Below are 20,272 nucleotides of genomic sequence, written 5' to 3'. Positions count from 1 at the left end.
TAGTTCGGTTGCGCCAGATCAATGTCGATCGGCGCGTGCGGAGGACAATCTGTTGTTCCGCGGCCGCTGTTTGGAAGACCGAAGACGACCGACGACGGGTTGCAGTCGAGCGTGCCGCAAAGACGAGGAACGCTTCTTTTGGATCTCGACCTTCTCATCGAACGCTTCGGCGAAACCACGCTGCTGACCGCGGGCGGTCTGCTGGTGGGGCTGGTGTTCGGCGCGACCGCCGAACGCAGCAAATTCTGCCTGCGCTCGGCGGTGATCGAGTTTTCCGAAAGCTCGTTCGGTCCCAAGCTCGCGGTGTGGCTGCTGACGTTCTCGGCCGCGGTTGCCGCGACGCAAGTCGCAATCACCTCCGGCGTGCTCGATGTATCCGAAGCGCGGCAGCTCGCTGCCACCGGCAGCCTGTCGGGCGCGATCATCGGCGGGCTGATGTTCGGCGCCGGCATGATCCTGTCGCGCGGCTGCGCCAGCCGGCTGTTGGTGCTGTCCGGCACCGGGAACTTGCGCGCGCTGGTCACTGGTCTGATTCTCACCATCGTGGCGCAGGCGTCGCTGCGCGGCGTGCTGTCGCCGGTGCGCGAGTTCCTCACGTCGTTGTGGACGCTGCCGGGCGGCGCGTCGCGCAACCTGCTCACTGTGGTCCATGCCGGTCCGGTGATCGGCGCCGCCTTCGGCTTTGCCGTCTTGGTTTGGGCGCTGTGGCTCGGCTGGCGCAACCGGATCGGCATCATCACCGGCATCGCCGCGATCGGCGTCGGCCTCGCGGTCACCGGCGGCTGGCTGGTCACCTACATTCTGGCGCAGCATTCGTTCGCGCCGACCCAGATCAAAAGCGTCAGCTTCACGGGGCCCTCGGCCGATACGCTGATGGGGCTGATCAACTCGCCCTCGGTGCCGCTCGGCTTCGACATCGGGCTGGTGCCGGGCGTGTTCGCAGGCTCGCTGCTCGCCGCCTTGATTGGGCGCGACTGGAAGCTGCAGGGCTTCCACGACGGGCTCAGCATGGGTCGCTACGCGGCTGGGGCCTTCCTGATGGGATTCGGCGGCATGCTGGCCGGCGGCTGCGCGGTCGGCGCCGGTGTCACCGGCGGTTCGATTTTTGCGGTGACCGCGTGGCTGGCGCTGGCTTCGATGTGGCTCGGCGCGCTGGCGACGCATACGCTGCTCGATGCGAAAGCGGCGGCCAAAGCGGACGCGGCCCCGGCGATCGAGCCGGCTCTTTCGGCGAAACAGACCGGCAACTAAGCCGGCACGCCACTACGACTTTGTCTCGGGAGGATGACGATGGCCGTGCTCGGCCGATATTTCGATTGTTCGGATTGCGCCCGCTCGCCGGCGCTGCAGATGCGCGTCGCGTTGCGGGCGCGGCTCAGCGCCGCGGCGATGCTGCTCGTCTGCGTGCTTGCGGGGCCGGCGCTGGCCGGCGGCGACCGCGAGCTCGGCGAATATCTGTCGAGCGAATGCGTCACCTGCCATCAGATCAGCGGCCGGTTCGACGGCATCCCGTCGATCGTCGGCCGCGACGAGCCCGAGCTGATCGCCGCGCTCACCGAATATCGCGACAAGGTCCGCGACAATCCGGTGATGCGGGCGATCGCCGCCAAGTTCAACGACGAAGAGATCGCGGCGCTCGCGAGCTACTTCGGCAGCATCGAAAAACAACAAATCGAGCGCACCGCGGACCGGAGTGGAGACATCCGGTAGTCGATCAACATAATTGGAGGGGACGAGATGAGGATCAATCGGCGCCAGTTTTCGGCTGGCTTATTGGCGACAGCGGGTGCGGTCGGAATGCCCGGCGTGCTGCGTGCACAGGCCAAGCCGCGCGTGGTGGTGATCGGCGGCGGGCCGGGCGGCGCCACCGTGGCGAAATATGTGGCGCGGGACTCGCAGGGCGCGGTCGAGGTCACGATGATCGAGCCGCTGGAGACTTTCGTCACCTGCTTCCACTCAAACCTCTATCTCGGCGACATGCGTTCGTTCGAGTCGATCAGCCACGGCTATAAGCTCGGCAGCTACGGCGTGAAGCATGTCCGGCAGTTCGCCGCAGCGATCGACCGCGACAAGAAGGAGGTTAGGCTCGCCGACGGCTCTGCCGTGCCGTACGACCGGCTGGTGATGGCGCCCGGCATCGATATCAAATTCGACTCGGTGCCCGGCTATTCGGAAGCCGCCGCCGAGATCATGCCGCACGGCTGGAAGCCCGGCGCGCAGACCAAGCTGGTCAAGAAGCAGCTCGACGCGCTGCAGGATGGCGCGACCATCGTGATGGTGGCGCCGCCGAATCCGTATCGCTGCCCGCCGGGTCCATATGAGCGCGTCTCGGTGATGGCCAAAGTGCTGAAGGCCAAGGGCCACACCAAGTCCAAGATCATCGTGCTCGATCCGAAGGACAAATTCTCCAAGATGGCGCTGTTCCAGGAAGGCTGGCAGAAGCACTATCCGGGCATGGTCGAGTGGATGGACCCGAAGATGCACGGCGGCATCAAGGGCGTCGATCCGGCCGCGATGACGGTGACGACCGATTTCGAAACCATCAAAGCCGACATGGTCAACGTCATTCCGGCGCAGATGGCCGGCAAGATTGCGCGCGAGGCCAATCTCGTCAACGAAACCGGCTACTGCCCGATCGACGCCACCAACATGAAGTCGGCGATCGATCCCAACATCTATGTGCTGGGCGACGCGTCGATCGCCGGTGCGATGCCGAAATCGGCGTTCTCGGCCAACAGCCAGGCCAAGGTGGTCGCCAATGCGGTGCGCGGCGAGTTGACAGGATCGCGCACCTTCCCGGCGCGTTATGCCAACACCTGCTGGTCGGTGCTGGCGCAGGACGATACGGTGAAGATCGGCGGTCGCTACGAGCCGAAGGAAGGCAAGATCGCCGAGATCGAAGGGTTCGTGTCGAAGACCGGGGAGGATGCCGGCATTCGGCTGCAGACCTCGGAAGAGAACATGGGATGGTATGCCGGCATCACCGCCGACATCTTCTCCTGACGTCACTGCGGGCCGGCGCTTTGGCGCGTCGGCCCGCGCCTGAATTTGCGGAGCTACGACGTGTCCAAGCCGAACCTGATCAGCCGCCGTGGCGTGATCCGCGCCGCCGCGGCGGCAACGGCGATGTTCGCCTGTCCGGTGATTGCCAAAGCCAAGCCGCGCGTGGTCGTGGTCGGCGGCGGTGCGGGCGGCGCGACGGCGGCGAAATATCTGCGTCACGGCAATGATGCGATCGACGTCACGCTGATCGAAGCCAATCGCCGCTACGTGACGCCGTTCACATCGAACCTCTATCTCGGCGGGTTGAAGTCGTTCGACACCCTTTCGTTCGGCTACGAAGGCGTCGCCGCGCATGGCGTCGGCTTGGTGTTCGACCAGGTCTCGGCGATCGATCGCGACAACAAGGAAGTACGCACCGCCAGTGGCGCGCGGCTCGGCTACGACCGGCTGGTGCTGTCGCCGGGCATCAACTTCCGCTGGGATGCGGTCCCCGGCTATTCCGAAGCCGCTGCCGAGCGGATGCCGCATGGCTATCGCGGCGGCGCGCAGTTTCAATTGCTGAAGAGCCAGCTCGATGCGCTCGGCGATGGCGCGCTGATCGTGATCATCGCGCCGCCCAATCCGTATCGCTGTCCGCCGGCGCCGTACGAACGTGCCTCGATGATGGCGCACGCGCTGAAGAGCCGCGGTGTCAAGAACGCCCGCATCGTGATCCTCGACGCCAAGGATCACTTCGCGATGCAGACCTTGTTCATCGATGGCTGGGAGCGGCACTACTCCGGCATGATCGAGTGGCAGGACCCGACCATCCACGGCGGCATCAAGGCGGTCGATCCGAAGGCGATGACCGTGACCACCGATTTCGAGACCCACAAGGCGGCGCTGGTCAATGTCATCCCGCCGCAGATCGCCGGCAAGCTCGGCCGCGACGCCGGGCTCGCCGACGCCAGCGGATTCTGCCCGGTGGATGCCGGCACGATGGCGTCGCTGATCGATCCGTCGATCCATGTGATCGGCGATTCCGCGACCGGCGGCGAGTTTCCTAAGTCCGGCTTCGCCGCCAACAACGAGGGCAAGACCGCCGCGATGATCATCCGCGCCGATCTGATCGGCGACCGCCGGATGCCGGTGCGCTTCACCAACCATTGCTGGAGCGACATCGCGCCCGACGATGCGATCAAGAACGGCGCGCGCTACACGCCGCAGGACGGCAAGATCGTGATGTCCGACCCTTATACCTCGCAGCTCGACGAGAGCCCGCAGCTCCGCGCCAAGCAGGCGCGTGAAGCGGCCGGCTGGTATATCGGCATGACCACCGATATATTCGGTTGATCGAATGTACGCCGACGAGTTGCAATGACTGGTTCCGAGGGCTCCCGCCCGAACAAACTGCCGTGGCCGCCGATGCTGCTGGCGATCGCGGCCGTGATCGCCATCGGGCTCGGCATGGTGCTGCCGCTGCCCTTGCCGCGCAGCGACATCGTGGTGTGGGCCGGCTATCTTGTCGCCGGGCTCGGCTTTGCCATCGACGGCTGGGCGATCCTGACGATGCGGGCTGCCCGCACCAACATCCTGCCGCACCGGGCCGCCGACCGGTTGGTGACCTGGGGCCCGTTCCGCTTCAGCCGCAACCCGATCTATCTCGCCAACACGCTGCTGTTGATCGGCATCGGGCTCGCCGCCGGCAACGGCTGGTTCGTGCCGCTCGCTTTGTTGATGGCGGTGCTGGTCGACCGGCTGGCAATTCGCCGCGAGGAGCGCCATCTCGCGATTCGTTTCGGCAATGCCTGGATCGACTACGCGGCGGCGACGCCGCGCTGGCTGATCCGCTGAGCCATGTCCCACAGGAGACTGCCATGACCACGTTGAAGCAGATGATGGAAGCCGCCAACGCCGCGGTGCCGCGGGTGAGCGTCGACGACGCACGCCATCTGATCGAGCAGGGCGCGCTGGTGATCGACGTCCGCGATGCGCCGGAAGTCGGCAACACAGGCAAGGTCGCCGGTGCCGTCAACATCTCGCGCGGCATGCTGGAATTCCGCGCCGATCCGGATTCGCCGTTCCACGATAAGCACCTCGCCAAGGATCGCCCGGTGATCGTGTACTGTGCCTCCGGCGGCCGCTCGGCGCTGGCTGGCAAGGTGCTGAAGGATCTCGGCTACGAAAAGGTGTTCAACCTCGGCGCCTTCAAAGACTGGGCCGAAGCCGGTGGTGCCGTCGAACAGCCGATCGAACGCGGCATGTAATCTCCGCGACCAAGCAATCCAGCGGCGCGAGACGCTGGATTGCTTCGCTTCGCTCACTACGACGTCGAACTGACGTTCTCGCCTCTCACCGCTTTTTCGTCTTTGCCGTCTTCGCGGACTTCGTCTTTGCTTTGGAAGCCGCAGACTTCGTCGTCTTGGACTTCGCGCTCGACGCCTTCGCAGTCTTTGATGACGCGGTCTTTGATGGGGAAGTCTTTGACGTCGGGGCTTTTGACGTCGTCGTTTTGGCCTTCGACGTGCGGGCTTTGGGCGTCTTGGCCTTGGAAGCTCCAGACTTGCTGGCGGCCGACTTCGTCGCGGTCTTGGTTGCCTTCTTCGCGCCCGATCTTGCTCCCGCCTTCGCGGCGGTCTTGTTCTTGTTCGGCGAGGGCTTGGCCAAGGGCTTGGTGAATTCGGCGAGGCCGGCGCGCGCCGCGGCCTTCGTCACCGTGGCCTTGACCGGACCGCTGACCAGCCGCCGCACCGCACGCTTGGCGGCGACCTTGGTGATCTCCACCGCGCCGTCCACCACCATGTCGATCAGATTGTCGACCAGCGGCAGCCGCTTCTCGGCGGATTTGCGCGGCCTCGCCGCGGCCTTGTCCTGGTTCGGCGCCTGATCGCGCCCGTCGTCGTTCACGCTCTCGTTCACGCTGCTGTCTCCCGCGCTTGGCTCGGCTGAGGAACGTTTCAGTCCACCTGTCCTTGACCTTCTTTGCGAAGGTGTCGGCAGATGACGGGTGAGGACCTGAATTGGTTCCAGATCGCGGTGCGCGTGCTGTTCCTCGCGGCGGTGTTTTCCTACGCGGCAGTGATCAGCGTTCGGCTGCTCGGCCGGCTCGGCGGCATCTTCCGCCGCGGTCCGCGCGTGGTGCGGTTGGGCAAGTATCGAGAGCTGGGACGTCGGCGATGAGCTGCCGGCTGCGCTACTTGGTCAGAAACTTCCACGCCACCACAATCGCGCACAGGGCGGCGAAGATCAGCAGCGCGGGGATCGGGCGACGGGCGCCGCCGGATGGTGCGGGACGAGCGCCGCGATCGGCCATCCGCGTCACCTTCGGCTTCTGCGGCTTCTTGAAGCGGACGACGTTGTCGACCACCGCCTCGCCGCGGTCGGCCGGCGGAGGCGAGCGCGGCTCGGGCTCCGGGGCTTCGCCGGTGCCGCCCATGTCGCTGTAATAAGCCTGATAGGTCTCGCGCACAGCGATCGTCTTGGACTCGATCTCGCTCATCCGGTCGAGCCGCTCGCGATAGCCGTTCAGCACCTTCTGGGCATTGTCGGGCAGGGTGTCGAAGCTGCCGAGCTTGGCCATCATCAGCCAGGTCGCAAAATCGGCTTCGGCCCGGGTGCGGGCTCTGCGGGCGATGGTGGTGCTGGACTTCGAGGCCATGGCGATCCGGGTTGAGCGTCCTCGCTTTGAGTCGCCGAGCTTCGTGGCGATCGTGGGACAGCTCTTGATAGCCGAAACGGTTGTCCACGTCAGGTGGTTCATCGTTGCCGCGAATTCCCCGGAGCGGGCTGGCGAACCGCCGGTATGATCGCTACATTGGCAGGGCGAAGCTGTGGGACGCGTCAGGAGCCATATATCCCCGGGGCCTTATCGATCCTTTCGGGAACTGTCCCTGGCCGGGTCCGTGGACCCGGTCATATGGTGCCCACCTACTTTCGTAGGGAACTCCGGGATCGAGTGCTTCAACGGTCACCGCGGCCTCGCACTTTAACCATCTTGTCCGGCGGCAAGCCGGACTGACGGTCGCCCGAGCTTCATCCCTGCGCCGCGGCCGCCTATAACCCGCCGATGTCCGATCTTTCCGCCGCTCCCAGCGATGCCAAGACCGCGCTGCGCGCCGCCGCTTTGGCGCGCCGGTCGGCATTGAGCGAGGACGAGCGCAGCGCCGCAGCCGCGGCGATCGCCGCGCGCGGGCTGCCGATGCCGCTGCCGGACGGAGCGATTGTCGCCGGCTATGCGCCGATCCGCGGCGAACTCAATCCGTTTCCGTTGATGCATGCGCTCGCCGCCCGCGGGGCCCGGCTGGCGCTGCCGGTGGTGACACGGCAGGGCACGCCCCTGGTGTTCAGGGCTTGGCGCGACGGCGATGCGTTGCCGCGCAGCGCGCTCGGCATTCGTGAGCCGTCGCCGGATGCGCCGGAGGTGACGCCCGACATCGTGCTGGTCCCGCTCGCGGCGTTCGACGCCAGCGGCCATCGCATCGGCTATGGCGCCGGTCACTATGACTGCACGCTGGAATATTTGCGCGCGCGTGGGCCGGTCGTGGCGATCGGCTTGGCGTTCGCAATGCAGCAAATCCCCACCGTTCCGGCCGCCGCCCACGACGTGGTGCTGGATTATGTGCTAACGGAGCAAGGCCTGCTCACTTTCCGGAGTCGATAGTTTGCGCATTCTGTTCATCGGCGACGTGGTCGGAAAATCCGGCCGCACCGCAATCGCCGAGCATCTGCCGGGCCTGATCCGCGACTGGCAGCTCGATTGCACCATCGTCAATGGCGAGAATGCAGCCGGCGGTTTTGGTATCACCGAGGCGATCTACAACGACTTCATCGATGCCGGCGCCGACGCCGTGACGCTCGGCAACCACGCCTGGAATCAGAAGGAGGCGCTGGTGTTCATCGAGCGCGCGCCGCGTCTGGTCCGCCCGATCAACTTCCCGCGCCACACGCCGGGCCGCGGCGCCGCGCTGGTCGACACCCGCAGCGGCGCGCGGGTACTGGTGATCAACGCGATGGGCCGCGTGTTCATGGAGCCGCTGAACGATCCGTTCGCTGCAATCGCGCGCGAACTCGAAGCCTGCCCGCTGCGCGACGCCGCCGATGCCATCGTGGTCGATTTCCACGGCGAGGCGTCGAGCGAAAAGCAGGGCATGGGCCACTTCTGCGACGGCCGGGTCAGTCTCGTGGTCGGCACCCATACGCATGTCCCGACCGCCGATCATCAGATCCTGCCGAACGGCACCGGCTACATGACCGACGCCGGCATGACCGGCGACTATGATTCAGTGATCGGCATGCACAAGGACGAGCCGGTGCATCGCTTCCTCACCGGCATTCCGCAGGGCCGGTTCGAACCGGCCAATGGCGACGCCACGTTGAGCGGCGTCGCGGTCGAAACCGACAACGCCACCGGCCTCGCCATCAAGATCGCCCCGGTCCGCATCGGCGGAAGGCTGGAGCCCGCCAAGCCGGCGTTCTGGACGGCGAACTAACAACCTCTCTTCCGTCATTCCGGGGCGCTCACGAAGTGAGCGAACCCGGAATCTCTCCTCTACCTCTCCATCGTGATTCCGGATTGCGCGCGACGCGCGCAAGTCCGGAATCCGCGGGACACGCCGTAAAGCACCGCGCGTCAGGCGCCGTTCTTCACCGCAAGCGCGGTGATTATGGATTCCGGGTTCGCCGCTGCGCGGCGCCCCGGAATGACGAACGAGAGGGGGTGCTCAGTGCCGCTGCACCCGCGGAAAGCTGACTACCCAGCCCGCTTCTTGCCGAATTGCAGCACCGCATCCACCATCCGGTCGACATCCGCAAACGTCGTGCGGTGGTTGACGATTGCGGCGCGGATCGCCAAAGCGCCGTCGATCGTGGTCGAGGATGGCGCGGCGATGCCGGATTCGTGCAGGTCGGCGACGATCTCGGCGTTGAGCGAGTCCATCACGTTCGGTGCGGCGCGATAGCGGAAGCAGACGATGTTCAGCGTCACCGGCGCCAGCATCTCGAGTTGCGGCTCGCGTTCGACGCGGGCTTCGAGATAGCGCGCCACCTTGCAGGTTTGGGCGATCATCGCGCCCATCCGGTCGGCGCCGAAGGTCTTCAGCGTGAACCATGTCTTCAACGCGCGGAAGCCACGCGACAGGTCGGGGCCGTAGTCGCACGGCCACGGCGAGCCTCCGGCGAGGCCGCGGGTCTCGCGCCGCAAGTAAGCGGCCGGCGCCGCGAACGTATCCCGGTGCTGCTCGCCGTCGCGCACGATCAGGAAGCCGGCGTCATAGTTGACCTGGCCCCATTTGTGGAAATCGAGCGCGATCGAATCCGCGTCCGACAGGCCGTTCAGCTTGGGCGCGATTTCGTCCGACAGCATGCCGAGTGAACCGTAGGCGCCGTCGACGTGAAACCACAGCCCTTCGTCGCGGCATAGGTCTGCAAGCGCCGCGAGATCGTCGATCGCGCCGACGTCAACGGTGCCGGCCGAGCCAGTCACCAGGAACGGCTGACAGCCGGCTGCGCGATCCTGCGCGATCCGCCGCTTCAGCGCGTCGATATCGATGCGATGATCCTTGCCGAATGGAATCCGCCGCAGCGCGCCGCGGCCGATTCCGGCCAGATCGGCGGCCTGCACGACGCAGCCGTGCGCGGCCGCGGAGGCGTAGGCGGTGAGCCGTTCGCCCGGCAGCCCGCCCTCGCGCACCTGCGGTCCGACCGCGGCGGTGCGCGCAACCAGCAGCGCCATGAAGTTCGCCATCGACGAGCCGGTGACGAACACGCCGCTGGCGGTTTGCGGAAAGCCGAACAATTCACGCAGCCAGCGCACGATCTGGCGTTCGACCTCGATGCCGATGTGGTCGCGGCCGCCGCAATTGGCGTTGAGCCCCGCCGCCAGCATTTCGGCCAGCATCCCGACCGCAGTGCCGCCGCCATGCACCCAGCCCATGAAGCCGGGGTGGACGTTGCCGGTGGCGTAAGGCGCGATCTCGTCGGTGAAGCGGCGATAGACTTCGGGCAGCGGCGTGCCCTGGCGCGGCAGCGGCTCGGCGAAGCCGGCGCGCACCGCGGGCGGGATCGGTTGCCACACCGGACGGTCACGCACGCCCGCGATGTAGTCGAGCATGTCGTCGAGCATGCGATGCGCATCGGCGCGCAGCGCGTCCCAATTGTCAGGATCGAGGCTCGTTGCGCCGGCATTCGCGCCGGCGCGGTCCGCGTCGCTCACGCCACGCTCGTCAGACGCGATGCCACGCGTCGCTCCAGCATCGACGCGAAGGCGTCGAAGATCTTGTGCATCTGCGGCGGCTTGTAGGGATAGAGCTCGGGGCTGTCCATGTCATGGACCACCGCGGTGTTGTCGATTTCGAAGACCAGCAGATCGCCGCGTGGGGTCTGGGCGCAGTCGATGGTGAAGTAATCGAGCCCGATCCGCTCGATCATGCCGTCGAGCGCGGTCTTGTGGCGCAGCGCGAAACCGAAATCGAAGGTGTGGAAGAACGCAGCTTCCTCGAGACGCTTGACCTCGTCCTCGGCCATCCCGGCGTTGAGGTACCAGATGTCCCAGCGATTGGCGATCGCCATGTGGCAGGCATACGGTTTGCCGTCCACCACCACGACGCGATATTTGCGGAACTGGCCGTCGTCGCTGGCGTAATCGACGTAGCGTGCGATGAAATAATCGCTCTCCTGGCGGTCGCGCAGATAGTCGAGCAGCGCGACGCTGTCGGTGATGCGGGCGAGGCCGAAGCCGGCATGCGAGCCGCGCGGCCGGACGATGATCGGGAAATCGACCCCGCCGGTCATCTCCGGCAGCATCGCCGAGCCGTTGGCGGCGGCGACCAGCGTATCGCGTCCGACCGAGATGGTGTCGGGGATCTCCAGCCCTTCGATGTCGCCGATCAGCCGGTACAGCTTGTCGCGGTCGAGATGGCGGATCAGGTGCGGCGGGTTGAGCAGCGGCGCTGGCCAGTCGGCGACGCGCGCTTCGATCGCCGCGAGCGCGCTCATGCATTCGTCGGAGTCGGAGGCGATCACGATCGCGACGTCGTGCGCCGGCAGCGGATCGGGCAGCGGCACGCCGTCGACCACATACAGTGTCTGCAGTTCGATGCCGGAATCCTGCAGCAGGAATTCGATCGGGGTGTTGCCGCCCATGTCGATGTCGGCGGCCAGCGCCAGCACCCGCAGCCGCGGATTGTTGCTGGCGCAGGGCGAGCGGAACAGCTGCTGCTGCTTCAGCGTCTCGGTCTGCACCGACAGGCCGGCCTGCTTGTGGCCGAACAATTGCGTGATCAGCGCCAGATCGAGCTGCTCGCCGGGCGTCGCGGTGCCGGCGTCGGTCTTGCTCATCAGCTCCTGCCACAGCGGATACAGATTCTCGCCGTCGAAGGCGCGCTTGGTCAGGCGGGCGAAGCCGATCCGGTCGGCGGCGACAAGCTGGGAGGGGTTAGTGGACATGATGTTCCTTGGCGGCGTTGTCGGTGGAAACAGAGGGCTGGCGCAGCAGCGCTTCGAGCGTGGCCATCGCGGCTGCGGCATCCGCGACGATGCGGCCCTGCGCGCCGGGATCGGCGTGAATGTCGATGATGTGGCGGGCGCTGATACACAGCCGCAGCGCCGCCACCGCGTCGTCATGGCGGTCGCCCCAGCCGACCGGCTGGCCGAGCAGGCACGCGGCGTGGCCCGCGGTGCCCTCGGCGAGGGCGCGGTGCAGCGCGCGGCAATCGGCCAGCGAGAGCGGATGCCCGTCGCTATGCAGCGTGAAAGCGAAGATCGTCGGCCGAGCGAATTCATCGCCGCGCCCGGCGGGGGATTGCGGCGGCAGCAGCCGCGCCGACGGTGAGGCGGCAATCAGTTTGGCGAAGTCCTCGCCGAGTTGGCGCACGACATCGCGGCGCAGCTTTGCGGGCGCCGCCACGTAAGCGCGGATCTCTTCGAGCGCAGCTTCCCAGCGCAGCCATTGGCCGAAATTCGGCTCGGCCGGAAACTGCGCGCGGAGCGCCTGCCAGCGCTGCGGCCAATCGCTACGGCCGAGATAGTCGGCAAGTCCCGGCGCCAGCCGCGGCAGCGCGCCGACGACTTGGGCGAGCTGCGGCGGTAGCAGCACCGCGCTGCTGAATGCGGGACCGGCGAAGTACTTCGATCCGGTCAGCAGCACAATGAAACCGCGGTCGAGCAGCGCCGCGATGCGGCGGTTGCCGAGCCGGGCCTGACAGGCGTCGATCACGATCTGCACCCGGCCGGGCCAGCGTGTGGCGATCTCGGCGAGGCAGCGGTCGCTCGGGCCGGTGTGGCCGAGCTTGGAGCAGTCCATCGCTTCGAGCATCACCCGCGCGCCTTGCGCCACCGCGGATTCGACGATGTCGAGCGTCTCGGCGTCCAGCGTCGAGGGCGAGCGGATGCGACCATCGGTGTCGCGCAATCGTAGTCCGATGCTGCGCACCGGTCCGAGTCCGGCGATCGGTGCGCCGCGCGTTGCAACAACGCCATTGGCGCTGCGTGCGCCGAAGTGAAGGCCGCGGGCCGTGAACACGGTGCCGGTACCGGTCTGATCGGAGGCCGCGATCACGCTGACGAGGTCGTCGCCAAGCAGGGCGCGGGTGATCGCCAGCGCCACCAATTGCGCGTCGGTGCCGGAGGAGGTGAACACGATCTCGGTGGCGGTGTGATCGAGCCCGAGCAGCGCTTTCAGTTCGCCGCGCATCGCTTCGACGCGGTCGTCGAAGCATTCGATCAGGCCATGCAGCATCGCCGACGACATCAGCGCGTCGCGGGCGCGGCTGGCGGCGTCGTAGCCGCGCAGCGAGATCGTGCTGGCGGTGCAGGACGAGAAACTGGGAATCTCCGGGGCCGGTGACGGGCTGCAGCCATAGGCGTTGCGGCGGGTCGCTGGATCGAGGTCGATCCGGGCGTCGCCGCCGCAGGCGAGCAGCTGGTCCAGCGGAGCGAACAGCTCGCGCAGCGGTGATTGCGGCCGCAGGGCCGGATCGATCGGCGGCCGGCTGTCCGCCGGGCGGATGAGACTTCCGGGATGGGCCATCGCTCGCTTACCTCGCCCGGCGCTGATCCGTCGCGCCGAGAGGCGGCGACGGTGGAACCTCACCAATCTGTAAACGGGCTTGGTTAATGCCGGCTTTACCAAGACCTCGTGCGGTTACGGGTAGGGGCAGGCGGGCCGGCTTAATGACCCCGAAATGCAAACGGCCGGCGCCTTGGGAGGCGCCGGCCGTGGCAATGGGATCGGAGACGGTTAGGCGGCGCGGACCGAATCCAGGAAGTTCGAGACTTCGACCTTGAGCCGGTTGGAGTCGCCGGACAGCGACTTCGCCGCCGCAAGCACCTGGGACGAGGCCGCGCCGGTCTCGGTCGCCCCGCGCTGCACGTCGGTGATGTTCGACGACACCTGCTGGGTGCCGAGCGACGCCTGCTGGACGTTGCGGGAGATCTCCTGCGTCGCCGCGCCTTGCTCCTCGACCGCAGCGGCGATCGTCGACGAGATCTCCGACATCTTGGCGATGGTCTCGCCGATCTCCTTGATGGCCGCCACCGACTGGTCGGTCGCCGCCTGGATGCCGTTGATCTGCAGCGTGATCTCGCCGGTGGCCTTGGCGGTCTGCTCGGCCAGCGCCTTGACCTCGCTGGCAACCACCGCGAAGCCGCGACCGGCTTCACCGGCGCGCGCCGCCTCGATGGTGGCGTTGAGCGCCAAGAGGTTGGTCTGACCCGCAATGGTGCTGATCAGTTCGACCACATCGCCGATCCGGGAGGCCGCCTTGGCGAGCTCTTCGACGCGGCCGTTGGTCTGGCGCGCCTGGTCGACTGCTTCGTGGGCGATCCGGGCCGATTCCTGGACCTGGCGGCTGATCTCGTTGACCGACGACGACATCTCCTCGGTCGCCGATGCCACCGACTGCACGTTGGTCGAGGCTTCTTCGGAGGCCGCGGCCACGGCGGTCGCGAGCTCCTGCGATTGCTCGGCGGTGCGGGTCAGCGTGGTGGCCGAAGCCTCCAGCTCGTCCGAGGCCGCCGAGACGGTCTCGACGATCTCACCGATGGCGCGCTCGAATGCTTCGGCAACCTGGTTAGCGTGAGCCCGGCGCTCGGCCTCGGCGCGCGCTTCCATCTCCTGCCGCTCGCCTTCGAGCCGCCGACGTTCCTGCGCGTTGACCTTGAACACCTCGACAGCTTCCGCCATCTCGCCGATTTCGTCGTGGCGGCCGATGCCCGGCACCTCGATGTCGATGCGGCCGCCGGCCAGATCCTTCATCGCGCCCGTCATTGCCTGGATCGGCTTGGTGATCCGCCGCGCGATGAACACCGACACCGCGATGGTGATCAGCAGCACTAGGGCGGCTGCGATCAGCGAGTGCTGCATCGCGTTCCAGGTTTGGGCGTCGAGGTCGTCGATATAGACGCCAGTGCCGATCACCCAGCCCCACGGTTCGAAGCCGGTCACGAAGGTCAGCTTCGGCTGCGGCTTGTCGGAGCCCGGCTTTGGCCAGACGTAGTCGACGAAGCCGCTTCCGCTGCGGCGAACCGTGTTGACCATCTCGGCGAACAGCATCTTGCCGTTCGGGTCCTTGGCGCTGGATTGATCCTGCCCGATCAGCTGCTTGGCGATCGGATGCATGAGCATTTTGCTCTGCATGTCGGTGATGAAGAAGTACTCGTTGCCGCCGTAGCGCAGCTTGGCGATCCGCGCCTGGGCGCGCTTCTGCGCCTCGTCGGTGCTGATCTCACCACGCTGCGCGGCGTCATGTTCGTCCTTGACGAAGCTGACGGCCAATTCGGCAAGATGCCTGAGCTCGATCTGTTTCTGTTGCTGCAGGCCGGTCGCCAGCTCGCGGGAATCCAACAATGTGAGGCCGAGAAGGCCGATAAAACCGAGGCCGATCAGCAAGTAGATGCGTCGGCCGATAGTCAAGTGCAGTCGAGACAGCATTAATCGAGCTCCAAAATAACGACGTGCGGCCGGCTTCGCAGCCAGTCCGTGCGGCAGTGCAATTTCCGATGGGTGCTCACAGGCCGCTCGCGCCCTGTGTCTTGCCTTATGTCTCTCTCGAAGATCGCATCGACAACGGATGCTGATCGGACCGGACACATCGGACGCGCGTGCGCAACGCCTGACGGATTCGGATGAGGAGACGTCCTGTGTCACCCAAGGGTATCAGCAGGTCTGGCCGTTGCGACGAATAGGTAGCAGGGCCAGTATTTCCACAAACCATGCGATCCAAACACTATCGTTTTAGTAAAGACGGGCCTCAACTAATAAGAGTGCTACTCAACTCCAGCTTGAGAATGGTGCGGAATTCTACACAAGGATACCGTAGGTGAGTGGTCCATACCTCGGTATTCTACGAAGTGATACTTTTGGCCGCACAACCCTCGTGACCTCCCGAAGGAAATCCCTCTTGGCCCCGTATTCACGACATCGGCCCGGTCTGCCGGGCCAATCTTCGACCAGGGAAGGATGTCGTGATGCGCAAACCGATCAGGACTGCGGCGCTCGCCGTCTCTGCAACACTGGCCTTCGCCGGCGCGGCGGCGATCGCCGCGCCGCTGGCGCCCGTGAGCCCCTCGGCGGCGGTTGCCGCCCCAACCGCGCTGCCGATCGAAACCGTGGCCTGCGTCCGGGGCGGCTGGCGCGGCGTCGGAGTTTATCCCGGCTGCGGCTATTATCGCCGGCCGTACTACCGGCCCGCACCTTATTATGTGGTGCGGCCGTATGCGGTGGCGCCGGTTTACGGCGCGCCGGTGGTGGTCGCGGGCGCGCCCGTGGTGCCGGTGCCGCGGCAATGCTGGATCGCCGGCGCCTGGCGGCCGTGCTGACCGCGTGCCGGCGGCGATTATCAAGCTCAACCGGGGCGCGCCGGCTCAGGCCGGCGGGCTTCGACCGTTGAGCATCGAACACGATAGCGACGAGGTGCTGATGCTGGCGGTCGCAGAGCGCCGGCAGCAGGCCTTTCGCGTGCTGATGGCGCGCCATATGCCCCGCGCCATCCGGCTCGCGCAGCGCATCGTCCGCGATCCGGCCGAAGCGGATGACATCGGCCAGGAGGCGTTTCTGCGGGTGTGGAACAAGGCGTCGTCGTTCGATCCGAAGATCGCGCGGTTTTCGACCTGGCTGTACCGGATCGTGCTGAACCTCAGCTTCGATCGCACCCGCAAGCCGAGGCATGCGCCGATCGAGGATGCCGCCGAGGTGGCGTCGGCCGACCCGGCGCCGGTCGAAGCTCTGATCGCCGCGCAGCAGCAGCGGCTGTTGGAGGCGGCGCTGGCCGAACTGCCGGAGCGGCAGCGCGGTGCGATCGCGCTGTTTCATATGGAAGGGCTGTCCGGCGAAGAGGCCGCCCGCGCGATGAATCTCAGCCCGAAGGCATTCGAGTCGCTGCTGGGGCGGGCGCGGCTGACGCTCAAGAAAGCAGTCGAGAAACGACAGGACGACAGGAGGCGGGCATGACGCTCGATCAATTCAGGCAGTTGGCCGACACCTGGGGCGGCGACATCGAACGCTGGCCGGCGGAGGCGCGGAGCGCCGCGCGGCTGGTCGCCGCCACCGAACCGGGCGCCGCGGTGCTGCGCGAAGCGAGCGCGTTCGACGCGCTGCTGGCGATGCCGCCGGAGGTGGCGCCGGCGCCGGCGCGGGCAGGGCGGGTCGCGCTGGGGGTGCTGCAACGGATCGGCGCCGGCGAGGCGCGGGAGCCTTGGTATCGCCGGCTGCTGCAGCCCACCTCGCTGCTGCCGGTCGGCAGCCTCGCCTGCTCGGCGCTGGTCGGCCTGTGGCTCGCCGGCACGCTGCCCTATCACCATTCGCAGGAGGCGATCGCGGCGATGGATGCGGTGTTCGATTCCTCCGCCGTGACGCTGTGGAGTCCACAATGACGATCTCGCTCGGCCGCTTCACCCCGGAGCGCTGGCTGCTGCTGGCCTCGCTGTGTATCAACGTCGCGCTCGGCGCCTATATCGGCGCGCAGTGGCTGCGGCCGCAATGGACGCCGCCGCATGCCGGCATGCCGATGCGGCTGATCGAGCGCGTCGCCTCGCGCCTGCCGCCGGCCGACGCCGACATCTTGTGGCGCAACTTCAATGCCAAGCAGGTGACGCTGCAGCCGCTGCAGCGCGACTACGTGGCGGCGCTGCGCACCACCTTGAATCTCGCCGCGCAGCCCGAGCTCGACAAGCCGGCGCTCCGCGCTGCGGTCGAGAACGCGCGCGACAAGCGCAGCAAGGTCGGCGACGCGATGATCGACACCTTCGTCGAGACGCTGGAGCAGATTTCTCCGGAAGGACGCCGGCAACTCGCCGGCCGGCTGTTTCGTTGAACTGGCGCGCGAAGGATCGGACGGGCTTGAAGGTATCAACTACATCCGCCTCGACGGCGTCCACTTCGAACCCAAGGATTCGCCATGGTGCAACGAATGAACACTTCGAACCGGTCCGATCGTCCCGCGCCGCTGTTCCGTGCGCCCGACGTGCTGGTGCGGGCAACGCTGGCCGCGGCCTGCGTGGTCGCGGCGCTGATGCTGACCCTGCAGATGGCGAGCGCGCAAGATCGCGGTGCGGCGCGCGAAGCCTGCAAGGCGGACTATCAGAAGCTCTGCAACGGGGTGTCGCCGGGCGGCGGCCGCATCAAGAAGTGCCTGAACGATAATTTCAGCGCGCTGTCCGATCCGTGCAAACAGGCGCTCGGCGGCGCCGACAAGTAAGCGGCGCGGGTCTCGGCCTCTGCTGAATTCAGTCCATTGCGGGCGTCGGCGCGGATCGCGCCGGCGCCTGATTACTTCTTGGCTTTCGCCTTGGCCGGCTGCTTGGCGGCCGGCTCGGCCTTCGGGGTCGGCGCGTTCTCGACCGCGGTGTTGATGTCCTCGGTGAGCTTGGCGATCCGCGCCGCGTTACTGCCGAGGTCGCTTTCGAAATAGCGCGACGACGACCGAATATCGATCCGGGTGTCCTCGCCGTCCGGCCGCAGCCGGATCACCACGTCTTCGGGCAGGCTCAGGATGGTGGTGCGTGCCACCGCCTCGATATGGCCTTCACGCTTCGGCAGCTGCGGCGGGCGCTCGTCGACCACCCGCCATTTCCGCCGGTTCACCAGCTGCAGCACGATGTCATAGGCGCGCTGCACCGGCATCTCGACCTGAAGCGTCTCGATGTTTGGATAGGCGGCGCGCTGCCGCTCGGCGGAGTACAGGCCGGCATAGACCGCGGTGTTGACGTCGTCGCCGACCCGCAGCCGCGCAAGGGTCTCGAACTGCGGCGGATCGATCGAATCGGTGGTGATGTCGTGGATCGCCGGCAGGCTGCGGTACTGCCAGCCGAGATAGGCCGGGTAGGCGAGGATCAGTGCGTCCAGCAGCAGCGCCAGCAGAATGCGCGGGATGCCGCGCGAGCCATTTTGCCAGATCGCCGCGAACCCGGCGAGCGCCAGCAGGATCGACACCCCGGCCAGCGCCAGCGCGCCGAACCAGGTCGCCATCGCCGGGCGCATTTCGAGAAAGCCGAATCGCACCACACCGATCGACACCAGCGTCGCCACCGCGGAGAACACCGCGAGATTGCGGGCCCAGGTGGCGAGTCCGGAGACGGGCTCCTTCAGATACGGAGCGGAAAATCTGCGCGCCATCGCGTGAGGACTGCCGGGTTGATCGCGGCAGACATCGCGCCGCAGGAGCCTCCGTTGAGACCACGGGCGGCAGCCGAATTCAAGGCCGGAGAGGGAACCTGAGCGCCGGGGAAGGGCGGACGCTCCGAGTTTGCTGGAAGTGATTCCTGCCGGTCTCGCGAGAAAAGTCGGCGGGCGGCGGCTCGGCGCCGGCCGGCCTTAAAGGATCTTCTGAATTCGTGGGATCCGCAGAATCAGGCCGGCCAGCAGGAAGCAGGCGACGCAGGTGGCGATGCCTGTCACGGCGAACTTGAGCAGCGGCGGCGCCGTCATGCTGCGCCAGGCGAGCGCTAATCCGACCAGCACCGGTGGATGGATGATGTAGATGGTGTAGGCCCGCGCGGCGAGTTGCTGCCATCGCAGGACGAGATGCTGATATCGGCGCTGAAACACAACCAGCAACAGCAGGATCAGCCCCCAAGCCACCAGCGGCTCCCAAAAGGCGTAGATCGCCGCCGGGATCGTCCAACCACCGTCGGACGAGTTGGTGGGGCCCGGCGGCCACACTCCGGCGGAAAGCGGCAGCAACGGCAGGCTCACCAGCGCGATGCCAAACCAGATCCTTGCGGTGCGTCGTGGGATTCGCTCCAGCCAGCGTGGTCTCGCCGCCAAGCATCCGGCAGCGAACAGCACGACGTAGCTGGCGAAGTAACCGAACTGCAGCCCGTGCCAACTCGTCCCGACCGGCCACCACAGCCGGAGGACGAACGCTGCGGCGCCGGTGAGCACCGCCAGGATCGCCAGTGTGATGTTGGAAGGAAACTGAGCCACGGTGGCTTGTGGGGCCGTGGATCGTTGGGAAAGCAGCAGCCAGGGCACTGCCGCGACCCCAAAGATCAGCAGTGCCTCGGCAAACCACAGCGGACCTTCGATGAACCGACCGCGCTGCCACAGCGTCAGCTGCGTCGGCCAGAACGCATGGCCGCTGGCGAGCCCGGCAAGTGCGACGGTCAACGGCCCGATCACCAATCCGAACAGCAGCAGGGGCACGCCGAGCCGTAGCAGCCGGTCGCGCAAATAAGCCGAGCTGCCCTTGGTGCGGAAGGCGGCCGGGGTGAAATAGCCGGCGAGCAGAAAGAACAGGCCCATGAAGTAGGCCTGATTGGTGGCCACGAACATCGTCAACAGTTGCGACGACAGCGATCCGTTGGGCGTCACCTCATGATAGAACCAGCCGCCGCTGGCGCCGTAGGTAATCGCGGTGTGATGAAACAGCACCAGCAGAGTCATCACCGCCCGCAGCGCGTCGAGTCCGCTGTTGCGGCCCGGCCGAGCTTCGGCGGCGGGTTGGGGGCGCACATCCACAGGCTGAGCCCCCACACCCATCTGCATCGTGGCGCTCCCTCGCCGCTCGATCACCGCATCATTCGTACGAGCCGGTCATATCGGAAGGCGTCAGCCTTTGCGCCCGAAATGACGAGCGGCAGCGGCACGTTCAAGCAAATGTGCGGATGTTAAAGTGGAGGGCGCGCTCGCTCCAACCGCTGCGCGCTCCCTCTCCCGCTTGCGGGAGAGGGGCGGGGTGAGGGCGCCGTAGGCAGTGAGCTTGAGACACGTGGAGAGGAGTCCCCTCACCCGGATCGCTACGCGATCCGACCTCTCCCGCAAGCGTGAGAGGTTACGCTGTCCTCGGGGAGAGGTTGG

Annotated in this window: 22 protein-coding genes and 1 other RNA gene; 15 read left to right on the top strand and 8 right to left on the bottom strand. The window is 66.6% G+C overall.

The genetic code is table 11. The annotated features are described in order from the left end of the window. Positions 1-138: 138 nt before the first annotated feature. The 6 genes from RPPS3_RS22515 to RPPS3_RS22490 are packed head-to-tail and all read left to right on the top strand — an operon-like array spanning position 139 to position 5,249. Entirely contained in the window at positions 139-1,251 is a 1,113-nt protein-coding gene (locus tag RPPS3_RS22515) for a YeeE/YedE family protein (protein WP_107346033.1), read from the top strand. Positions 1,252-1,290: 39 nt separating this feature from the next. Further along, positions 1,291-1,710, top strand: coding sequence for a c-type cytochrome (locus tag RPPS3_RS22510; RefSeq protein WP_107346738.1), 420 nt, complete (start codon positions 1,291-1,293; stop codon positions 1,708-1,710). Positions 1,711-1,737: 27 nt separating this feature from the next. Continuing rightward, complete coding sequence (locus tag RPPS3_RS22505; RefSeq protein WP_107346032.1) at positions 1,738-3,003, top strand: NAD(P)/FAD-dependent oxidoreductase; 1,266 nt, start codon at positions 1,738-1,740, stop codon at positions 3,001-3,003. A 39-nt stretch (positions 3,004-3,042) separates the two neighbouring features. Continuing rightward, entirely contained in the window at positions 3,043-4,335 is a 1,293-nt protein-coding gene (locus RPPS3_RS22500; protein ID WP_107346031.1) for an NAD(P)/FAD-dependent oxidoreductase, read from the top strand. Positions 4,336-4,359: 24 nt separating this feature from the next. Next, positions 4,360-4,836: a methyltransferase family protein gene (locus RPPS3_RS22495; RefSeq protein WP_107346030.1), complete on the top strand. Its 477-nt coding sequence runs from the start codon at positions 4,360-4,362 to the stop codon at positions 4,834-4,836. 23 nt (positions 4,837-4,859) lie between these two features. Beyond that, a complete protein-coding gene (locus RPPS3_RS22490; RefSeq protein ID WP_107346029.1) occupies positions 4,860-5,249 on the top strand; it encodes a rhodanese-like domain-containing protein in 390 nt (129 codons plus the stop codon). An 85-nt stretch (positions 5,250-5,334) separates the two neighbouring features. Here the strand turns inward: RPPS3_RS22490 and RPPS3_RS22485 are convergent, their stop codons facing one another. Then, positions 5,335-5,901, bottom strand: a complete 567-nt coding sequence (locus RPPS3_RS22485) for a recombinase RecQ (RefSeq protein ID WP_107346028.1) — start codon at positions 5,899-5,901, stop codon at positions 5,335-5,337. 81 nt (positions 5,902-5,982) lie between these two features. Here RPPS3_RS22485 and RPPS3_RS22480 point away from each other — a divergent pair, with 81 nt between their 5' ends. Further along, a complete protein-coding gene (locus tag RPPS3_RS22480) occupies positions 5,983-6,162 on the top strand; it encodes a cadmium ABC transporter ATPase (protein WP_107346027.1) in 180 nt (59 codons plus the stop codon). A 13-nt stretch (positions 6,163-6,175) separates the two neighbouring features. Here the strand turns inward: RPPS3_RS22480 and RPPS3_RS22475 are convergent, their stop codons facing one another. Continuing rightward, entirely contained in the window at positions 6,176-6,640 is a 465-nt protein-coding gene (locus RPPS3_RS22475; RefSeq protein WP_107346026.1) for a hypothetical protein, read from the bottom strand. A 164-nt stretch (positions 6,641-6,804) separates the two neighbouring features. On the opposite strand from RPPS3_RS22475, the gene ssrS reads away from it, so the two are divergent. The 3 genes from ssrS (at position 6,805) to RPPS3_RS22460 (ending at position 8,471) form a co-directional block, all read left to right on the top strand. Continuing rightward, positions 6,805-6,965, top strand: a non-coding RNA gene (gene ssrS, locus RPPS3_RS22470) — 6S RNA. An 83-nt stretch (positions 6,966-7,048) separates the two neighbouring features. Beyond that, complete coding sequence (locus tag RPPS3_RS22465; RefSeq protein ID WP_107346025.1) at positions 7,049-7,642, top strand: 5-formyltetrahydrofolate cyclo-ligase; 594 nt, start codon at positions 7,049-7,051, stop codon at positions 7,640-7,642. A 1-nt stretch (position 7,643) separates the two neighbouring features. Further along, on the top strand, positions 7,644-8,471 hold the full coding sequence (locus RPPS3_RS22460; protein ID WP_013504318.1) for a TIGR00282 family metallophosphoesterase: 828 nt from the start codon (positions 7,644-7,646) through the stop codon (positions 8,469-8,471). Positions 8,472-8,731: 260 nt separating this feature from the next. On the opposite strand, the gene RPPS3_RS22455 is transcribed toward RPPS3_RS22460, so the two are convergent. The 4 genes from RPPS3_RS22455 to RPPS3_RS22440 form a co-directional block, all read right to left on the bottom strand. Beyond that, positions 8,732-10,192 (bottom strand): pyridoxal phosphate-dependent decarboxylase family protein, encoded by a 1,461-nt coding sequence (locus tag RPPS3_RS22455; RefSeq protein WP_107346024.1) that lies wholly within the window; start codon positions 10,190-10,192, stop codon positions 8,732-8,734. Then, complete coding sequence (locus RPPS3_RS22450) at positions 10,189-11,424, bottom strand: ATP-grasp domain-containing protein (protein ID WP_107346023.1); 1,236 nt, start codon at positions 11,422-11,424, stop codon at positions 10,189-10,191. The genes RPPS3_RS22455 and RPPS3_RS22450 overlap by 4 nt, the downstream gene beginning before the upstream one ends. After that, positions 11,414-13,006, bottom strand: a complete 1,593-nt coding sequence (locus RPPS3_RS22445; protein ID WP_107346022.1) for a hypothetical protein — start codon at positions 13,004-13,006, stop codon at positions 11,414-11,416. The genes RPPS3_RS22450 and RPPS3_RS22445 overlap by 11 nt, the downstream gene beginning before the upstream one ends. Positions 13,007-13,216: 210 nt before the next feature. Next, positions 13,217-14,908: a methyl-accepting chemotaxis protein gene (locus RPPS3_RS22440; protein WP_107346021.1), complete on the bottom strand. Its 1,692-nt coding sequence runs from the start codon at positions 14,906-14,908 to the stop codon at positions 13,217-13,219. 536 nt (positions 14,909-15,444) lie between these two features. On the opposite strand from RPPS3_RS22440, the gene RPPS3_RS24545 reads away from it, so the two are divergent. The 5 genes from RPPS3_RS24545 to RPPS3_RS22420 all read left to right on the top strand — a co-directional run bounded on the left by RPPS3_RS24545 (position 15,445) and on the right by RPPS3_RS22420 (position 17,672). Next, the gene (locus tag RPPS3_RS24545; RefSeq protein WP_159060704.1) at positions 15,445-15,795 is read left to right on the top strand and encodes a hypothetical protein; all 351 of its coding nucleotides are present in this window, start codon (positions 15,445-15,447) and stop codon (positions 15,793-15,795) included. Next, positions 15,677-16,426: an RNA polymerase sigma factor gene (locus tag RPPS3_RS22435; protein WP_107346020.1), complete on the top strand. Its 750-nt coding sequence runs from the start codon at positions 15,677-15,679 to the stop codon at positions 16,424-16,426. Before RPPS3_RS24545 ends, RPPS3_RS22435 begins: the two co-directional genes overlap by 119 nt. After that, on the top strand, positions 16,423-16,848 hold the full coding sequence (locus RPPS3_RS22430) for a hypothetical protein (protein WP_107346019.1): 426 nt from the start codon (positions 16,423-16,425) through the stop codon (positions 16,846-16,848). The genes RPPS3_RS22435 and RPPS3_RS22430 overlap by 4 nt, the downstream gene beginning before the upstream one ends. Continuing rightward, on the top strand, positions 16,845-17,288 hold the full coding sequence (locus RPPS3_RS22425) for a periplasmic heavy metal sensor (protein WP_107346018.1): 444 nt from the start codon (positions 16,845-16,847) through the stop codon (positions 17,286-17,288). Before RPPS3_RS22430 ends, RPPS3_RS22425 begins: the two co-directional genes overlap by 4 nt. Positions 17,289-17,384: 96 nt before the next feature. Next, positions 17,385-17,672 (top strand): cysteine rich repeat-containing protein, encoded by a 288-nt coding sequence (locus RPPS3_RS22420; protein WP_234820031.1) that lies wholly within the window; start codon positions 17,385-17,387, stop codon positions 17,670-17,672. A 71-nt stretch (positions 17,673-17,743) separates the two neighbouring features. Here RPPS3_RS22420 and RPPS3_RS22415 read toward each other — a convergent pair whose 3' ends face one another. Together RPPS3_RS22415 and RPPS3_RS22410 are read right to left on the bottom strand one after the other, a co-directional pair. Further along, the gene (locus tag RPPS3_RS22415; RefSeq protein ID WP_107346016.1) at positions 17,744-18,589 is read right to left on the bottom strand and encodes a DUF1499 domain-containing protein; all 846 of its coding nucleotides are present in this window, start codon (positions 18,587-18,589) and stop codon (positions 17,744-17,746) included. Positions 18,590-18,787: 198 nt separating this feature from the next. Then, the gene (locus RPPS3_RS22410; protein WP_234820029.1) at positions 18,788-19,960 is read right to left on the bottom strand and encodes an acyltransferase family protein; all 1,173 of its coding nucleotides are present in this window, start codon (positions 19,958-19,960) and stop codon (positions 18,788-18,790) included. Positions 19,961-20,272 lie beyond the last annotated feature (312 nt).

This window comes from Rhodopseudomonas palustris, assembly GCF_003031265.1.
Taxonomy (GTDB): Bacteria; Pseudomonadota; Alphaproteobacteria; order Rhizobiales; family Xanthobacteraceae; genus Rhodopseudomonas; species Rhodopseudomonas palustris_H.
This window is presented reverse-complemented; position numbering and strand designations above follow the sequence as displayed.

Excerpts from the sequence above, each read along its gene's own strand:
- RPPS3_RS22510 (WP_107346738.1), top strand. The coding sequence starts at position 1,291 with ATGGCCGTGCTCGGCCGATATTTCGATTGTTCGGATTGCGCCCGCTCG.
- RPPS3_RS22505 (WP_107346032.1), top strand. The coding sequence starts at position 1,738 with ATGAGGATCAATCGGCGCCAGTTTTCGGCTGGCTTATTGGCGACAGCG.
- RPPS3_RS22495 (WP_107346030.1), top strand. The coding sequence starts at position 4,360 with ATGACTGGTTCCGAGGGCTCCCGCCCGAACAAACTGCCGTGGCCGCCG.
- RPPS3_RS22490 (WP_107346029.1), top strand. The coding sequence starts at position 4,860 with ATGACCACGTTGAAGCAGATGATGGAAGCCGCCAACGCCGCGGTGCCG.
- RPPS3_RS22480 (WP_107346027.1), top strand. The coding sequence starts at position 5,983 with ATGACGGGTGAGGACCTGAATTGGTTCCAGATCGCGGTGCGCGTGCTG.
- RPPS3_RS22475 (WP_107346026.1), bottom strand. The coding sequence starts at position 6,640 with ATGGCCTCGAAGTCCAGCACCACCATCGCCCGCAGAGCCCGCACCCGG.
- RPPS3_RS22465 (WP_107346025.1), top strand. The coding sequence starts at position 7,049 with ATGTCCGATCTTTCCGCCGCTCCCAGCGATGCCAAGACCGCGCTGCGC.
- RPPS3_RS22450 (WP_107346023.1), bottom strand. The coding sequence starts at position 11,424 with ATGTCCACTAACCCCTCCCAGCTTGTCGCCGCCGACCGGATCGGCTTC.
- RPPS3_RS22445 (WP_107346022.1), bottom strand. The coding sequence starts at position 13,006 with ATGGCCCATCCCGGAAGTCTCATCCGCCCGGCGGACAGCCGGCCGCCG.
- RPPS3_RS22440 (WP_107346021.1), bottom strand. The coding sequence starts at position 14,908 with ATGCTGTCTCGACTGCACTTGACTATCGGCCGACGCATCTACTTGCTG.
- RPPS3_RS24545 (WP_159060704.1), top strand. The coding sequence starts at position 15,445 with ATGCGCAAACCGATCAGGACTGCGGCGCTCGCCGTCTCTGCAACACTG.
- RPPS3_RS22435 (WP_107346020.1), top strand. The coding sequence starts at position 15,677 with ATGTGGTGCGGCCGTATGCGGTGGCGCCGGTTTACGGCGCGCCGGTGG.
- RPPS3_RS22430 (WP_107346019.1), top strand. The coding sequence starts at position 16,423 with ATGACGCTCGATCAATTCAGGCAGTTGGCCGACACCTGGGGCGGCGAC.
- RPPS3_RS22425 (WP_107346018.1), top strand. The coding sequence starts at position 16,845 with ATGACGATCTCGCTCGGCCGCTTCACCCCGGAGCGCTGGCTGCTGCTG.
- RPPS3_RS22420 (WP_234820031.1), top strand. The coding sequence starts at position 17,385 with ATGAACACTTCGAACCGGTCCGATCGTCCCGCGCCGCTGTTCCGTGCG.
- RPPS3_RS22415 (WP_107346016.1), bottom strand. The coding sequence starts at position 18,589 with ATGGCGCGCAGATTTTCCGCTCCGTATCTGAAGGAGCCCGTCTCCGGA.
- RPPS3_RS22410 (WP_234820029.1), bottom strand. The coding sequence starts at position 19,960 with ATGCAGATGGGTGTGGGGGCTCAGCCTGTGGATGTGCGCCCCCAACCC.